This window comes from Arthrobacter sp. 10L424, assembly GCF_056395325.1.
On sequence record NZ_JBFTJH010000001.1, the window covers coordinates 373885 to 387828 of the forward strand.

20 protein-coding genes are annotated in these 13944 nt (G+C 62.9%); 17 read left to right on the top strand and 3 right to left on the bottom strand.

Annotated elements, in window-relative coordinates; genetic code table 11:
- Positions 1 to 355 precede the first annotated feature (355 nt).
- From rplN to map, 12 genes are all read left to right on the top strand, one after another.
- Positions 356 to 724 (top strand): 50S ribosomal protein L14, encoded by a 369-nt coding sequence (gene rplN / locus AC1DC5_RS01770; RefSeq protein ID WP_024366126.1) that lies wholly within the window; start codon positions 356 to 358, stop codon positions 722 to 724.
- 3 nt (positions 725 to 727) lie between these two features.
- Positions 728 to 1087, top strand: coding sequence for a 50S ribosomal protein L24 (gene rplX, locus AC1DC5_RS01775; protein WP_056425237.1), 360 nt, complete (start codon positions 728 to 730; stop codon positions 1085 to 1087).
- Positions 1087 to 1668, top strand: coding sequence for a 50S ribosomal protein L5 (gene rplE / locus AC1DC5_RS01780; protein ID WP_056425240.1), 582 nt, complete (start codon positions 1087 to 1089; stop codon positions 1666 to 1668). Before rplX ends, rplE begins: the two co-directional genes overlap by 1 nt.
- A gap of 95 nt (positions 1669 to 1763) precedes the next feature.
- The gene (gene rpsH, locus AC1DC5_RS01785) at positions 1764 to 2162 is read left to right on the top strand and encodes a 30S ribosomal protein S8 (RefSeq protein WP_056425243.1); all 399 of its coding nucleotides are present in this window, start codon (positions 1764 to 1766) and stop codon (positions 2160 to 2162) included.
- A gap of 18 nt (positions 2163 to 2180) precedes the next feature.
- Positions 2181 to 2717, top strand: a complete 537-nt coding sequence (rplF, locus tag AC1DC5_RS01790; protein WP_056425247.1) for a 50S ribosomal protein L6 — start codon at positions 2181 to 2183, stop codon at positions 2715 to 2717.
- A 2-nt stretch (positions 2718 to 2719) separates the two neighbouring features.
- Entirely contained in the window at positions 2720 to 3103 is a 384-nt protein-coding gene (rplR, locus tag AC1DC5_RS01795) for a 50S ribosomal protein L18 (protein ID WP_441404348.1), read from the top strand.
- A 26-nt stretch (positions 3104 to 3129) separates the two neighbouring features.
- Positions 3130 to 3810, top strand: coding sequence for a 30S ribosomal protein S5 (rpsE, locus tag AC1DC5_RS01800; RefSeq protein ID WP_173403037.1), 681 nt, complete (start codon positions 3130 to 3132; stop codon positions 3808 to 3810).
- Between the two features lie 3 nt (positions 3811 to 3813).
- Entirely contained in the window at positions 3814 to 4020 is a 207-nt protein-coding gene (gene rpmD, locus AC1DC5_RS01805; protein WP_346925355.1) for a 50S ribosomal protein L30, read from the top strand.
- Positions 4021 to 4515, top strand: coding sequence for a 50S ribosomal protein L15 (gene rplO, locus AC1DC5_RS01810; RefSeq protein ID WP_441404349.1), 495 nt, complete (start codon positions 4021 to 4023; stop codon positions 4513 to 4515). It abuts the gene before it with no gap.
- A gap of 186 nt (positions 4516 to 4701) precedes the next feature.
- Positions 4702 to 6012, top strand: coding sequence for a preprotein translocase subunit SecY (secY, locus tag AC1DC5_RS01815; protein WP_441404350.1), 1311 nt, complete (start codon positions 4702 to 4704; stop codon positions 6010 to 6012).
- 5 nt (positions 6013 to 6017) lie between these two features.
- Positions 6018 to 6587: an adenylate kinase gene (locus AC1DC5_RS01820; RefSeq protein ID WP_346925358.1), complete on the top strand. Its 570-nt coding sequence runs from the start codon at positions 6018 to 6020 to the stop codon at positions 6585 to 6587.
- 102 nt (positions 6588 to 6689) lie between these two features.
- Complete coding sequence (gene map / locus AC1DC5_RS01825; protein WP_476863980.1) at positions 6690 to 7517, top strand: type I methionyl aminopeptidase; 828 nt, start codon at positions 6690 to 6692, stop codon at positions 7515 to 7517.
- Positions 7518 to 7651: 134 nt separating this feature from the next.
- On the opposite strand, the gene AC1DC5_RS01830 is transcribed toward map, so the two are convergent.
- From AC1DC5_RS01830 to AC1DC5_RS01840, 3 genes are all read right to left on the bottom strand, one after another.
- Complete coding sequence (locus AC1DC5_RS01830) at positions 7652 to 8998, bottom strand: ABC transporter substrate-binding protein (RefSeq protein WP_476863981.1); 1347 nt, start codon at positions 8996 to 8998, stop codon at positions 7652 to 7654.
- Between the two features lie 69 nt (positions 8999 to 9067).
- The gene (locus AC1DC5_RS01835) at positions 9068 to 10006 is read right to left on the bottom strand and encodes a carbohydrate ABC transporter permease (protein ID WP_441404353.1); all 939 of its coding nucleotides are present in this window, start codon (positions 10004 to 10006) and stop codon (positions 9068 to 9070) included.
- On the bottom strand, positions 10003 to 10953 hold the full coding sequence (locus AC1DC5_RS01840; protein ID WP_476863982.1) for a carbohydrate ABC transporter permease: 951 nt from the start codon (positions 10951 to 10953) through the stop codon (positions 10003 to 10005). The genes AC1DC5_RS01835 and AC1DC5_RS01840 overlap by 4 nt, the downstream gene beginning before the upstream one ends.
- A 267-nt stretch (positions 10954 to 11220) precedes the next feature.
- On the opposite strand from AC1DC5_RS01840, the gene AC1DC5_RS01845 reads away from it, so the two are divergent.
- From AC1DC5_RS01845 to rpsK, 5 genes are all read left to right on the top strand, one after another.
- Complete coding sequence (locus AC1DC5_RS01845; protein ID WP_476863983.1) at positions 11221 to 12312, top strand: P1 family peptidase; 1092 nt, start codon at positions 11221 to 11223, stop codon at positions 12310 to 12312.
- A 177-nt stretch (positions 12313 to 12489) separates the two neighbouring features.
- On the top strand, positions 12490 to 12711 hold the full coding sequence (gene infA / locus AC1DC5_RS01850; RefSeq protein WP_009358723.1) for a translation initiation factor IF-1: 222 nt from the start codon (positions 12490 to 12492) through the stop codon (positions 12709 to 12711).
- Positions 12712 to 12779: 68 nt separating this feature from the next.
- Positions 12780 to 12893, top strand: coding sequence for a 50S ribosomal protein L36 (gene rpmJ / locus AC1DC5_RS01855; protein ID WP_009358722.1), 114 nt, complete (start codon positions 12780 to 12782; stop codon positions 12891 to 12893).
- Between the two features lie 175 nt (positions 12894 to 13068).
- On the top strand, positions 13069 to 13443 hold the full coding sequence (gene rpsM / locus AC1DC5_RS01860; RefSeq protein ID WP_024366110.1) for a 30S ribosomal protein S13: 375 nt from the start codon (positions 13069 to 13071) through the stop codon (positions 13441 to 13443).
- Positions 13444 to 13494: 51 nt separating this feature from the next.
- Positions 13495 to 13896: a 30S ribosomal protein S11 gene (gene rpsK / locus AC1DC5_RS01865; RefSeq protein WP_018773682.1), complete on the top strand. Its 402-nt coding sequence runs from the start codon at positions 13495 to 13497 to the stop codon at positions 13894 to 13896.
- Positions 13897 to 13944: the final 48 nt, after the last annotated feature.

Genomic DNA, 13944 nt, shown 5'->3' on the forward strand with positions numbered 1-13944 from the left:
TTTCCGGGGGAGCGCGGGGGCCGGCGGGCCAATAGTGTGCCGTGCGCGACGCCGTCGTCTGTGGTATTGGCCGATTCTGGCTGAGGCCCAAAGCGTGCTAAGATTTTGAGTTTGTATGGCGCTATCTGTGCGCCGTCAGTAAACCTCGTAAACAATCGTGCCACGGCATAGTGCCCCCTCGCGCCCCGACCCGTCGGGAAATTCGTCTGGGAAGCAAATGTTTTTGGCACGGGAGTTTAGGCCTGGTCTGGCAAAATCCAGGCAGGTCAAGAGACACCCCGATCAACCGTTCCGCAAGGCTCATTCCGTAGGAAGATTTTCGGTCTGAGAACCAGCGCGACGCAAGGAGTAAATAGTGATTCAGCAGGAGTCGCGACTCAAGGTCGCCGACAACACGGGTGCTAAGGAAATCCTTACCATTCGCGTTCTCGGTGGATCTGGCCGTCGCTACGCAGGCATTGGCGACGTCATCGTCGCTACCGTCAAGGACGCAATTCCGGGCGGCAACGTAAAGAAGGGCGACGTCGTCAAGGCTGTCATCGTCCGTACCAAGAAGGAACGCCGCCGTGCGGATGGTTCCTACATCAAGTTTGACGAGAACGCAGCTGTGATCCTGAAGGCTGACGGTGACCCCCGCGGTACCCGTATCTTCGGACCGGTTGGTCGTGAACTTCGCGATAAGAAGTTCATGAAGATCGTTTCTCTGGCTCCGGAGGTGCTTTAGTCCATGGCTAAGATCAAAAAGGGTGACCTGGTTCAGGTCATCACTGGCGCCAAGGCTGAGCGCGGCGGCGACAAGGGCAAGCAGGGCAAGGTCCTGCGCGTTTTCCCCGAGACCAACCGCGTGCTGGTCGAAGGAATTAACCGCGTAACCAAGCACACCAAGGTCGGTCAGTCGCAGCGCGGCACCAAGACCGGTGGCATCGAAGTCGTCGAGGCTACGATCCACATCTCCAACGTGGCTCTGGTTGACCCGTCCACCAAGAAGCCCACCCGCGTCGGTTTCCGCACCGAGACCGTTGAGCGCGATGGCGTGAAGCGCGAAGTGCGTGTCCGCGTGGCCAAGAGCTCAGGGAAGGACATCTAATGACTGAGACTCTCGAGACTCCGGCAAGCAAGATCGTTCCTCGTCTGAAGACCAAGTACGCGGATTCCATCAAGAGCTCGCTCGTTGAGGAATTCAAGTACGAGAACGTCAACCAGGTTCCCCGTCTGGTCAAGGTCGTTGTGAACATGGGTGTTGGAGATGCCGCCAAGGACTCCAAGCTGATCGACGGCGCTGTCCGCGATCTGACCCTGATCACCGGCCAGAAGCCGCAGGTAACCAAGGCCCGCAAGTCGATCGCACAGTTCAAGCTGCGCGAAGGCATGCCGATCGGTGCACACGCAACTCTGCGTGGGGACCGCATGTGGGAATTCCTGGACCGTCTGGTCACGCTGGCTCTGCCGCGTATCCGCGACTTCCGGGGCCTCAGCGGCAAGCAGTTCGACGGCAACGGCAACTACACCTTCGGTCTGACCGAGCAGGTTATGTTCCACGAGATCGACCAGGATTCCATTGACCGCGTTCGCGGCATGGACATCACCGTCGTGACCACTGCCAAGACCGATGACGAAGGCCGCGCGCTGCTCAAGGCGCTTGGCTTCCCGTTCAAGACCGAAGATTAATCTAGCTACGTAAAAGGTCCGTCCGTGCCGGTTCCGAACTTTGTTCGGAAAGACTGCACGGCGGAAACCGTTATGAGGAAGGGCATGAGCCCACCATGACAATGACAGATCCCGTCGCAGACATGCTTACGCGTCTGCGCAACGCAAACTCGGCATACCACGATTCCGTGTCTATGCCGTACAGCAAGCTCAAGGCACGCGTCGCCGACATCCTGAAGGCCGAAGGTTACATCGCCTCCTGGAAAGAAGAAGACGCTGAGGTTGGCAAGAAGCTGACCCTCGAGCTCAAGTTCGGTCCGAACCGCGAGCGTTCCATCGCTGGCGTTCGTCGTATTTCCAAGCCGGGACTGCGCGTTTACGCAAAGTCCACCAACCTGCCGCACGTGCTCGGTGGCCTGGGTGTCGCAATCCTGTCCACCTCTTCCGGCCTCTTGACTGACAAGCAGGCCGGCAAGAAGGGCGTGGGCGGCGAAGTCCTCGCTTACGTCTGGTAACGGGAAAGGAAGAGAATAATGTCACGTATTGGACGTCTCCCCATCACCGTTCCTGCCGGCGTTGAGGTCAAGGTTGACGGCTCTGTCGTCAACGTCAAGGGTTCCAAAGGCGAGCTGAGCCACACTGTGCCCAGCCCGATCGAGGTTTCCCTGGAAGATGGCACCCTGACTGTCGCCCGCCCGAACGACGAGCGCGCCTCACGTTCGCTGCACGGCCTGACCCGCACCCTGATCGCCAACATGATCCAGGGTGTCACCGCAGGCTACGAGAAGAAGCTTGAAATCGTCGGTACCGGTTACCGCGTTCAGGCAAAGGGTGCTGACCTGGAGTTCGCTCTGGGCTACAGCCACCCGGTTAACATCACGGCACCGAACGGCATCACCTTTGCAGTAGAGACCCCGACCAAGCTCTCTGTTTCAGGTATCTCCAAGCAGCAGGTCGGCGAGGTTGCTGCCAACATTCGCAAGCTGCGGAAGCCGGACCCCTACAAGGGCAAGGGCATCCGTTACGCAGGCGAAGTCATCCGCCGCAAGGTCGGAAAGGCTGGTAAGTAACCATGGCGATCGCAATTAACAAGAAGCGTACGAACAAGAGCAAGTCTGCCCAGCGCAGCCGCCGCCAGCTTCGTATCCGCAAGCGCATCTCCGGCACGGCTGTACGTCCGCGTATGGTCGTCAACCGTTCCGCACGCCACGTATTCGTCCAGGTTGTCGATGACACCAAGGGCCTGACCGTAGCGAGCGGCTCCACTTTGGAAGCCGACCTTCGTGCATTCGACGGTGACAAGACTGCCAAGGCCAAGCGCGTTGGCGAGCTCGTCGCCGAGCGTGCCAAGGCTGCCGGTATCGAAGCAGTTGTCTTCGACCGCGGTGGTAACAAGTACCACGGCCGGATCGCCGCCGTCGCTGACGGCGCACGTGAAGGTGGGCTGGCACTGTGACCGAAAATAACGAAAAGGACATTCAGGTGACTGAAGCTGTAGCTGCTCCGGCAACTGAGACCGCTGCGCCTGCTACCACTGATGACCGCCGTGGTGGCGCTCGTCGTGGCGAGCGTGGCGACCGCGGCCAGGGCCGTGGCGACCGTGGTGGCCGTGGTGGCCGCGATGGTGGCCGCGAAGCCGAAAAGAGCCAGTTCGTAGAGCGCGTCGTAACCATCAACCGTGTTTCCAAGGTCGTCAAGGGTGGTCGTCGCTTCAGCTTCACCGCCCTCGTCGTCGTCGGTGACGGCAACGGTATGGTCGGCGTCGGCTACGGCAAGGCTAAGGAAGTTCCTGCCGCCATCGCGAAGGGCGTTGAAGAGGCCAAGAAGTCCTTCTTCCGCGTTCCCCGCATCGGCAGCACCATCCCGCACCGTGTTCAGGGTGAAGCCGCCGCAGGCGTCGTTATGCTGCGTCCGGCTTCTGCCGGTACCGGTGTTATCGCCGGCGGTCCGGTCCGTGCAGTACTGGAGTGCGTGGGCATCCACGACATCCTCTCCAAGTCGCTCGGTTCCTCCAACGCCATCAACATCGTGCACGCGACCGTTGACGCGCTGAAGCGCCTCGAAGAGCCGGCAGCAGTGGCAGCACGCCGCGGCCTCCCGCTCGACGAGATCGCCCCGCCGGCAATGGTGAAGGCGCTCCTGAACCAGAAGGCAGGTGTCTGAGTCATGGCTAAGAACGTGCTTGTCTCCGACGCAAAGTTGGAGATCACTCAGATTAAGTCCGCCATTGGCGGCAAGCAGAACCAGCGCGACACCCTGCGGTCCCTCGGCCTGAAGCGGATCGGACACACCGTTGTCCGCACCGCCGACGCCGTGACTGTCGGCATGGTCAACACGGTTCCGCACCTGATAAAGGTAGAGGAGGCGAAGTAAATGGCAGAGAAGAACACCGCCGAAAAGGCACAGGGCGCCACTGCTGAGAAGCAGAACGCACTGAAGGTTCACCACCTGCGTCCCGCCCCGGGTGCCAAGACCGCCAAGACCCGTGTTGGTCGTGGTGAAGGTTCCAAGGGTAAGACCGCCGGTCGCGGTACCAAGGGTACGAAGGCCCGCTACCAGATCAAGGCTGGCTTTGCCGGCGGCCAGCTGCCGCTGCACATGCGCCTCCCGAAGCTGCGCGGCTTCAAGAACCCGTTCCGGGTTGAGTTCCAGGTTGTAAACCTGGACAAGCTCAACGAGCTGTTCCCGGAAGGTGGCGACGTCACCGTGGAGAACCTGGTCGAAAAGGGTGCCGTTCGCAAGAACCAGCCCGTCAAGGTGCTGGGCACCGGCGACATCACCGTCAAGGTGAATGTCACCGCCCACGCATTCTCGGCCAGCGCCGCAGAAAAGATTGAAGCAGCAGGCGGCAGCACCACCGCCCTCTAACGAGGCGGCGGGGCAGTTGCCCGTTGTGGAAACTCCCGGTACCAGGGGCTCAGGCCCTAGGTGCCGGGAGTTTTTCTGTTTTTCCCGGCCCTGCGATTGTTCGCAGGACGCGAACACCCGTTAGACTCGGTTGTTGGGTTTATTTGACCTATCTCACATGACTTTACTTATTCATCAGGAGGACGCTTGCTTAGCGCATTTGGCCGGGCCTTTCGCACGCCTGATCTGCGACGCAAGTTGTTGTTCACGCTGGGAATCATCACAATCTTCCGCTTGGGTGCCTTCATCCCCTCGCCTGGTGTGAACTACCAGAATGTCCAGCAATGCTTGCAGACCGGTCAGACCTCGGGCGGTATCTACCAGCTCGTCAACCTGTTCAGCGGCGGTGCGTTGCTGCAGGTGTCCGTCTTCGCCCTCGGCATCATGCCGTACATCACGGCCAGCATCATCGTTCAGCTGCTCCGGGTGGTCATTCCCCGGTTCCAGGAGCTCTACGAGGAGGGCGCCTCGGGCCAGTCGAAGCTGACGCAGTACACGCGTTACCTCACTATCGCCCTGGGCCTGTTGAACGCCACGACGCTGGTGTCGCTGGCGCGCTCCGGCCAGCTGCTGCCTAATTGCCAGCTGCCGATCATCCCGGACGACAGCATCGTCACCACGATCCTCATCATCATCACGCTGACGGCCGGCACCGGCCTCATCATGTGGATGGGCGAGCTCGTGACCGAAAAGGGTGTCGGCAACGGCATGTCGCTGCTCATCTTCACGTCCATCGTTTCCAGCTTCCCCGGCTCGCTTGGTGCCATCTGGACCTCGCAGGGCCCGGGAACGTTCTTTATGGTCCTGGTCATCGGCCTGCTGACCGTGGCCGCGGTGGTCTTCGTGGAACAGTCGCAGCGCCGCATCCCGGTGCAGTACGCCAAGCGGATGATTGGCCGCCGCACTGTGGGCGGCACCAGCACCTACATCCCGATCAAGGTGAACATGGCCGGCGTCGTGCCCGTCATCTTCGCCTCCTCGATGCTGTACCTGCCGGGCCTGATTTCCCAGTTCAACCAGCCCAAGCCCGGCGAGCCCGTAGCGCCGTGGGTTGAGTGGATTAACAACAACCTCACCCGCGGTGACCACCCGATCTACATGGCCCTCTACTTCGCCATGATTGTGTTCTTCACGTACTTCTATGTTGCGATCACTTTCAACCCTGAAGAAGTTTCTGACAACATGAAGAAGTACGGCGGCTTCATTCCGGGTATCCGTGCCGGCAAGCCGACGGCGGACTACCTGCAGTATGTGCTTTCCAGGATCACCCTCCCCGGTGCCATTTACCTGGGATTCGTGGCACTGATTCCGCTCGTTGCCCTGGTCCTGATCAACGCCAACCAGAACTTCCCGTTCGGCGGCACCTCGATCCTGATCATGGTCGGCGTCGGTTTGGAGACCGTCAAGCAGATTGATGCGCAGCTACAGCAGCGTCACTACGAAGGGCTTTTGCGATGACGAGAATGTTGATTATCGGACCTCCCGGCTCCGGCAAGGGAACACAGGCGGAACGAATTTCGGAGCGCCTCGGCGTCGTCGCGATTTCCACCGGCGACATCTTCCGCGCCAACGTCAAAGGTGAGACTCCGCTTGGCATCGAAGCCAAGAAATACATGGACGCCGGCGACTTCGTCCCGGACAGCGTGACCAACAAGATGGTCCGCGACCGTCTCAGCGAGGACGACGTCGAGAACGGCTTCCTGCTGGACGGCTACCCGCGCACCACCGCGCAGGTGGACTACCTCGACGGGATCCTCGCCGACGGCGACCAGAAGCTCGACGTCGTCCTGCAGCTCACGGCCGACGACGAGGAACTTGTTACCCGCCTGCTGGGCCGGGCCAAGGAAACCGGACGCACCGACGACAACGAAGCCGTCATCCGGCACCGCCTTGACCTGTACCACGGCCAGACGGAGGCCGTTGTCGCCAAGTATGCCGACCGAGGCATCCTGACCCGTGTAGACGGCATCGGCGGCATCGACGAGGTCACTGACCGCGTTATGCAGGCCATCAAAGAGGCCCAGTCGGCCTGATCGGCCACTGACCTTGAGGCCCCTCCCGGAACACCGGGAGGGGCCTCAGCCATTTGGCCGACCGCCCCAGAGTGGCACGGCCCCATCGAAAGGAAGTTGCGGATGGCATTCGGCCAGCCACGCATCGAGTACAAGACCAACGCCCAGATGCGCTCCATGCATGGGGCCGGGCTCGTCCTGAGCCGCGCCCTGGACGCCGCTGTTGCGGCCGCCGCGCCGGGGAAAACCACCCAAGACCTCGACGCCGTGTTCGCGGCGGTGCTCAAGGATGCCGGCGCGACCTCCAATTTCCTTGGCTACCACGGCTTCCCCGCCACGATCTGCACCTCGGTCAACGAGGAGGTGGTCCACGGTATCCCCGGCGGCCGCGTCCTGCAGGACGGGGACATCCTCTCGATCGATGGCGGTGCGATCCTGGACGGCTGGCACTCCGATTCGGCCCGCACCGTGATCGTCGGCACCGCGGATCCCGAGGACCAGCGGCTCTCCGACGTCACCGAGGCCGCGATGTGGCACGGGATTGCGGCGCTGGCCACTGGAAAGTTCGTCGGCGACGTCGGCAACGCCGTGGACGACTACGTCTCTTCCGTGCCCGGCAAGGCGCTGGGCATCCTCGAGGACTACGTGGGTCACGGTATCGGCTCGGAGATGCACATGGCCCCGGATGTACCGAACTACCGCACCAACCACCGCGGGCCCAAAATCCGCCCGGGACTGTGCCTGGCCATCGAACCGATGCTGGTCCGCGGAAGCATCGACACCGCCGTGCTGGAGGACGACTGGACCGTGGTGACCACCGACGGCAAACGGTCCTGCCAGTGGGAGCATTCCGTGGCGGTCCACGAGAAGGGCATCTGGGTGCTCTCCGCGCCGGACGGGGGAGCCGCGAAACTGGCCCCTCTCGGCGTCGTTCCCGTCCCTATTCCCTAGGCGCGGGACCCCGGCACGCGGCGCCGGCGTCACGGGCCATCGCGTGCCATCCCCCGTGACACGACAAATCCCTGGCGACGCCGTAATACGGCAGCGCCAGGGATTCGTCGTAGCGGGAGAACTTACCCGCGTCGTCAGCTCTTGAGCTTCGGCTTCACGTCCTTGGTGTAGATGCCCTCCAGAGTGGCCTTCAGTGCGGTCATGGTGGCCTTGACGTCGCCCTGCTGGGTGAGGATTGCCGCGGCAGCCTTGGCCATCTCCTGGTCCGCGCCCGGCAGGAACACGCGGGCGTTGTCCTGGACGCGGGTGACGGCGAGCTGGTCCATGGCGGTCTTGATCTGCGGCGTCTTGGCCAGCACGGCAGTCATGTCGGCGGAAGTGCGGGTGGGCATGTAGCCCGTGGCCGCGGAGAACTGCGCCGTGTTTTCCGGCTCCGTCATGAACTTCAGGAAGGTGGCGGCGGCGAGCTGGACCTCTTTGCTGACCCCGCTGGGGATGCCCAGGCCGGCACCGCCCGTGGGACACACCGGGCTTTCGCTCTTCGGTCCGCCCGGCAGGTACCCGACGCCCACGTTGAACTTCGCGGACTTCAGGACCCCCAGGAGGGAACCCGTGGAGGAAATCGTGGACGAGGTGATGCCCGCGGCGAAGTCGTCGGCGGCTTCCTTGGACGAGACCCCCGCCCACTTGTCCTTGAAGATGGAGTCCTGCGCCCACTGCAGGGCGGCGACGGACTCGGCGGAATCGCAGTTGAATGCCCACTCGTTGGACCAGCTGCCGCCCCAGCCCCACAGATTGTTCTGCAGGGTCCAGCCGGCGTAGCCGGCCAGGGCCGGGTAGATGTAGGCGTACTGCGCTCCGGAGCTGGCCTTGAGCTTGGGCGCCCACTCGCCGAACTCCTGCCAGGTCTTCGGGGCACGGTCCGGCAGCCCGGCGGCCTTGAAGTGGTCCTTGTTGTAGTAGAACAGCGGGGTTGAACGGCCGTAGGGCAGTGCCCACTGCTTGTCCGCGTACTGGTAGTCGGCGATCAGGGACTTCTGGAAATCGTCCACCTTGATGTCCAACTGCTTGATCAGGCTGTTCAGCGGGATGATGTTGCCGTTCGTGTAGTAGCGGAACCACCACACGTCGGAGAGGACCACGAGACCCGGCAGGCCGGACTTTGCCGCCTGTGACGTCTGGAACTTCTGCGCGATCTCCTCGTAGTTGGCTCCGGCGGTCACGAGGTTGACCTTGATGTCCGGGAACTTCGCGTGGAACTTCTCGATGATGGCTTTTTCCACGTCCTGGGACTTGCCGGGGTGGCTGGTCCAGAAGTCGATCGACGCGGCCGGCTTGACGCCGCTGAAGTCGATATCGGCGGCACCTGTTGCCGCCGCAGTGCCGCCGGTGGACGGCCCGCCGCAGGCAGCCAGCGCCGCGGCACCTGCCCCGGCGCCGGCCAGTCCCAGGAAATTTCTGCGGTCAAGATTTAATGCCATGGTGGATCCTCTCGGTGGTGCGACTGGTTAGCTGTGAAGACTGGATTGCGGTGGGACTTGGGGGCTGCATCACCCGGTGACGCTGCCCTGGGTAAGGCCGGCCACGATGTAGCGCTGCAGCGCCGCGAAGACCAGCAGGATGGGCACGATCACGAGCACGGCTCCGGCCATCAGGATGCCCCAGCCGGAGCCGTTGCCTTCGGAGTTCTGCAGGAGCGTCAGGCCCACGGGCAGAGTCATGGTCTCGGGACGGTCCGTGATGATGAGCGGCCAGATGTAGTCGTTCCATTCGCTCACGACGACGACGAGCGCCACCGTTGCGATCGAGGGCCCGGAGACCGGGACCACGATCCGCCAGAGGCGGCGCCAGTGGCCGGCGCCGTCGATCTCGGCCGATTCCAGGATGGAGGAGGGCAGCGTCAGGAAGTGCTGGCGAAGCAGGAACGTCCCGAACGCCGTGCCAAGGCCCGGGAGGATGATGCCCCACAGGGTGTTCTTGCCGCCCATCCCAGCGATCAGGATGTAGTTGGGGAGGATGGACACCTGCGGCGGGACCATCAGGGCCACCAGGATCAAAACGAAGATGACGTTCTTGTACGGGAAGCGGACAAACACCAGCGCGTAGGCGGTCAAGATCGCCAGGAGGACCTTGATGGTGGCCCCCACGCTGGTGACGATCAGGCTGTTCACGAAGAACTGGGCGAACGGCACAGTGGTCATGGCGACGTTGTAGTTTTCGAAGTTCAGGCTCTCCGGCAGGATCTTCAGGTCCATGGTGATGATCTCGCCGGGCTGCTTGAACGAACTCAGCACCATCCACAGCAGCGGCAGGAACACCACCAGTGTGGCGAGGACCAAGGGAAGGTAGCCGCCGGCAATCGTCTGGACCAGGTTGGCGCGGGAGAACGGTCGGTGGCGCTGAACCGGGATCCCGGGATCGGCGTCGGCCGGTGAGGCGGGGCCGGCGTTGGCGGCGGGGTCAGGGCTGACGGGGGAGAGCAGGCTCACGAGTAGTGCACCTTCCGTTCGACGAACCGCAACTGCAGCACGGTGATGATGAGCAGGATGGCGAACAGAGTCACGGAGATCGCGGCCGAGTAGCCGGCCCGGTTGAACGCCCCGAAGGCCTGGAGGTAGGCCTCGTAGATCAGCGTGCTGGTGCCGTTGCCCAGCGGGGTCATGATGCGGATCAGGTCGAAGGCCTGCAACGAGCTCAGCATTGTGGTGATGAGCAGGAAGAACGTGGTGGGGGAGAGCAGCGGCAGGGCCATGCTCATGAAGCGCCGGAAGCCGTTGGCTCCGTCCAGCGACGCGGCCTCCATGACATCCTGCGGGAGCGACTGCAGCCCCGCCAGGTAGACGACGGCGCAGTAGCCGAGGTTCTTCCACACGTAGACGATGATGACCATGACCAGGGACAGCTGCGGGTCATTGATCCACTGCGGACTCTGCTGGCCGATGCCGCGCAGCAGCCAGGCGAGCACCCCGTAGCCGGGATCGAAAATGAAGAGCCAGACGAGCCCGACGCCGACGCCGCTGAGCACGTACGGGGCGAAGACGGCTGAGCGCGCGAACGTTGTGCCGCGGATCCTGGAGTTCAGGGCCAGGGCCACCAGCAGGCCGAGGACCATGGAGCCGCCGACGGTGACGAGCGTGAAAACCGCAGTGGTTCCGAGGACCTTGGTGGCGTCCGAACTGGTGAAGAAGGTGACGTAGTTTTCGAAGCCCACCACCGTGGCATTGGCCGAGCCCAGGGTCCAGTCCAGGGTTGAGTAATAGATGTTGTTGAAGAGCGGGAGGTAGGTGAACACCGCAATCAGGAGCAGGTTGGGGAGTGCTAACGCCAGGAAAACGAAGAAGTCCCGGCGGGTTCGTGCGGACCAGCGGGCACGTGGCGCCGGGGCCGGTTTGGCCTCGACGACGGCGCGCGGCCGGTCGGTCAATTGTCGCGTCATTCAGGTCTCTAACGGTTCCGTGCCTGCCGGTGGCAGGCGGGTGGGCGGGGATACCTAGCTATCACTTCACCACATGGCTGGTGGGCAGAATCCCGCACAAGACCCCATTAGAGCTTTGTTGTCCAAGGCTTCGTTGCCCGTTCACGCTGTGTTGCATGCAGTATTACATAACGCTTGTTTGGACTCCGGACATCAGCGCGCGATTCGTCAAGTCGATGGAGGCGCGGCGGGAGGCAGGGGCCTTGCGCCGGAGCGCACAATAGAGCCATGACTGCGATTACGGACGTGCCCGGCCTGCGAGTGGGCCATGCCGGCAGGACAGGCGAAGGCTGGCTGAGCGGAGTGACGGTTGTGCTGCCCCCGCCGGGCACCGTTGGTTCCGTCGATGTCAGGGGCGGCGGGCCCGGGACTCATGAGACCGATGCCCTGGACCCGACGACTCTGACCCGGACCGTGGACGCCGTCGTGCTCACCGGGGGAAGCGCGTTCGGCCTCGCCGCGGCCCACGGCGCCCAGCGCTGGTGCGAGGAGAACGGCCGCGGTTTCCCGGTCGCCGGCGGCGTGGTCCCGATCGTGCCGGCCGCGGCGATCTTCGACCTCGGCCGCGGAGGAGACTTCACCGCCCGCCCGGACGCCGACATGGGCTACGCGGCCACGAGGGACGCCGCCGCCCGCAACGAAGCCCACGCCGTCGAACGCGGCAACATAGGAGCCGGCACAGGAGCTCTCATAGGCCGGGGACAGTACAAGGGCGGAATAGGAACAGCCTCAATAACCCTGGAAAACATCTCCGGCGAGGGTGCTGTTGTTGTAGGCGCCATCGCGGTAGTCAACGCGCTGGGACTACCGTTCGGCACATCGAGCCAGCGGACGGAACCCGGCAGCGTGCGTCTAAGTGGGGGCCACGACGGCGGGGTTCCCTCGCCGAGCTTGCGAGGCGGAGGGGCCGGTGGGGAGGAACGAGCGAGCACGCAGAGGGTTTCGGCTGCTGGCTCGGAAGGTGAGGCTGCAGTCGCAGACTACGAGGCTGGCTCGCCGCCCCTCAACACGACCCTCGTCGTCGTCGCGACCAATGCCATCCTGGACAAGGCCGAGTGCAAACGCACCGCCTCGGCCGCCCACGCAGGACTGGCCCGGGCGCTGGACCCCAGCCACACCCTGGCGGACGGCGACACGGTCTTTTGCCTCGCCACCGGCGCGCTCGCCCTGGACCGCGGCAGCGAGTCCGCCCGGCAGGTGAGCCTCATTACCCTGCAGAGTGCGGCAGCCGACGTCGTGCGCCTCGCGATCCTCGATGGGATAGCCCGCGCGGAGCCTGTGAGCACGCCGGCGGGCGAATTTGGTGCATACGGGCGCTGAATACGCTACGATTGCTGGATTTAACATTCGGGCCGTAATGGCGTAGTGTTGTCTGTTGGTTGTCTGCCCTGTTGTGCCCTTTTGTGGCCGGGAGGCATCAGCCAATCAATCAAAAACGTCCGCGGTCATTTCCGGTGCAAGCCGGAGGGCGGCGGCAAACAACAGTTAGCGGAGGGTATGGCCAAGAAGGACGGGGTCATTGAGATCGAGGGCGTTGTGACTGAGGCGCTGCCTAACGCGATGTTTCGCGTTGAGCTCACCAACAAGCACATCGTTCTGGCGCACATCTCTGGAAAGATGCGCCAGCACTACATCAGGATCCTCCCTGAGGACCGGGTAGTGGTGGAGCTGAGCCCGTACGACCTGACACGTGGTCGTATCGTCTACCGCTACAAGTAAACACTGGGCGGCCAGAGCAACAGCCGAAGGCCGGTCCAGCTGACCACTGCAACACGCAAAGGAACGCCATGAAGGTCAAGCCGAGCGTCAAGCAGATCTGCGAAAAGTGCAAAGTGATCCGCCGTAATGGCCGGGTCATGGTGATCTGCGAGAACCCGCGCCACAAGCAGCGCCAGGGCTAATTTCCCTCTTCGGGAAATCCTGGGTTGCTAACCCACGCAAGTAAATAAAAGGCAGCACAAGCTGATCTGGGACATATGGGCCCGTACAGCTAACCCCCGGTCGGAGGCTGGGGCCGCACGGAACGTGCGGGTGTACTGCCTACGACCTCCGGTTTATACAAGGAGCACTGCCTCTATGGCTCGTCTCGCTGGCGTAGACATTCCCCGCGAAAAGCGGTTGGAAATTGCGCTTACTTACATCTACGGCGTGGGCAAGACCCGTGCACACGAAACCCTGGCTGCCACGGGCATCAGCGCGGACGTTCGGGTCAAGGACCTGTCCGACGCCGAGCTCGTCCAGCTGCGTGATTACATTGAAGGCAACTACAAGGTTGAGGGTGACCTTCGCCGCGAAGTAGCAGCAGATATCCGCCGCAAGGTTGAGATCGGCAGCTACGAAGGTATTCGCCACCGCAAGGGCCTGCCAGTGCGCGGACAGCGTACGAAGACGAACGCACGTACCCGCAAGGGTCCGAAGCGCACCGTCGCAGGCAAGAAGAAGACCCGCTAAACCCCTCGGGATTAGCTCGTCTTCCCCCAATAACTTTCTGTAGGAGAAATAATGCCCCCGAAGACTCGTGGCGCGGTTCGCAAGCCGCGTAAGAAGGACAAAAAGAATATCGCGCTGGGCCAGGCGCACATCAAGAGCACCTTTAACAACACCATCGTGTCCATCACGGACCCGAACGGTGCTGTCATCTCCTGGGCTTCGTCCGGTGAGGTTGGCTTCAAGGGCTCACGTAAGTCCACCCCGTTCGCAGCCCAGATGGCCGCCGAAGCCGCCGCAAAGCGTGCGCAGGAGCACGGTATGCGCAAGGTTGACGTATTCGTCAAGGGCCCGGGTTCGGGTCGCGAAACGGCTATCCGTTCACTGCAGGCCGCTGGCCTTGAGGTTGGATCCATCCAGGATGTAACCCCCAGCGCCCACAACGGCTGCCGTCCGCCGAAGCGCCGCCGCGTCTAAGGCTTTCCAACGCACCGGTGCTTGCCCGGACCTTCGCGGGTCCGGGCA

Bases quoted from the DNA above. Each gene is read 5' to 3' on its own strand.
- rplX (WP_056425237.1), top strand. From the start codon at position 728: ATGGCTAAGATCAAAAAGGGTGACCTGGTTCAGGTCATCACTGGCGCC.
- rplE (WP_056425240.1), top strand. From the start codon at position 1,087: ATGACTGAGACTCTCGAGACTCCGGCAAGCAAGATCGTTCCTCGTCTG.
- rpsH (WP_056425243.1), top strand. From the start codon at position 1,764: ATGACAATGACAGATCCCGTCGCAGACATGCTTACGCGTCTGCGCAAC.
- rplF (WP_056425247.1), top strand. From the start codon at position 2,181: ATGTCACGTATTGGACGTCTCCCCATCACCGTTCCTGCCGGCGTTGAG.
- rplR (WP_441404348.1), top strand. From the start codon at position 2,720: ATGGCGATCGCAATTAACAAGAAGCGTACGAACAAGAGCAAGTCTGCC.
- rpmD (WP_346925355.1), top strand. From the start codon at position 3,814: ATGGCTAAGAACGTGCTTGTCTCCGACGCAAAGTTGGAGATCACTCAG.
- rplO (WP_441404349.1), top strand. From the start codon at position 4,021: ATGGCAGAGAAGAACACCGCCGAAAAGGCACAGGGCGCCACTGCTGAG.
- AC1DC5_RS01820 (WP_346925358.1), top strand. From the start codon at position 6,018: ATGTTGATTATCGGACCTCCCGGCTCCGGCAAGGGAACACAGGCGGAA.
- map (WP_476863980.1), top strand. From the start codon at position 6,690: ATGGCATTCGGCCAGCCACGCATCGAGTACAAGACCAACGCCCAGATG.
- AC1DC5_RS01830 (WP_476863981.1), bottom strand. From the start codon at position 8,998: ATGGCATTAAATCTTGACCGCAGAAATTTCCTGGGACTGGCCGGCGCC.
- AC1DC5_RS01840 (WP_476863982.1), bottom strand. From the start codon at position 10,953: ATGACGCGACAATTGACCGACCGGCCGCGCGCCGTCGTCGAGGCCAAA.
- AC1DC5_RS01845 (WP_476863983.1), top strand. From the start codon at position 11,221: ATGACTGCGATTACGGACGTGCCCGGCCTGCGAGTGGGCCATGCCGGC.
- infA (WP_009358723.1), top strand. From the start codon at position 12,490: ATGGCCAAGAAGGACGGGGTCATTGAGATCGAGGGCGTTGTGACTGAG.
- rpmJ (WP_009358722.1), top strand. From the start codon at position 12,780: ATGAAGGTCAAGCCGAGCGTCAAGCAGATCTGCGAAAAGTGCAAAGTG.
- rpsM (WP_024366110.1), top strand. From the start codon at position 13,069: ATGGCTCGTCTCGCTGGCGTAGACATTCCCCGCGAAAAGCGGTTGGAA.
- rpsK (WP_018773682.1), top strand. From the start codon at position 13,495: ATGCCCCCGAAGACTCGTGGCGCGGTTCGCAAGCCGCGTAAGAAGGAC.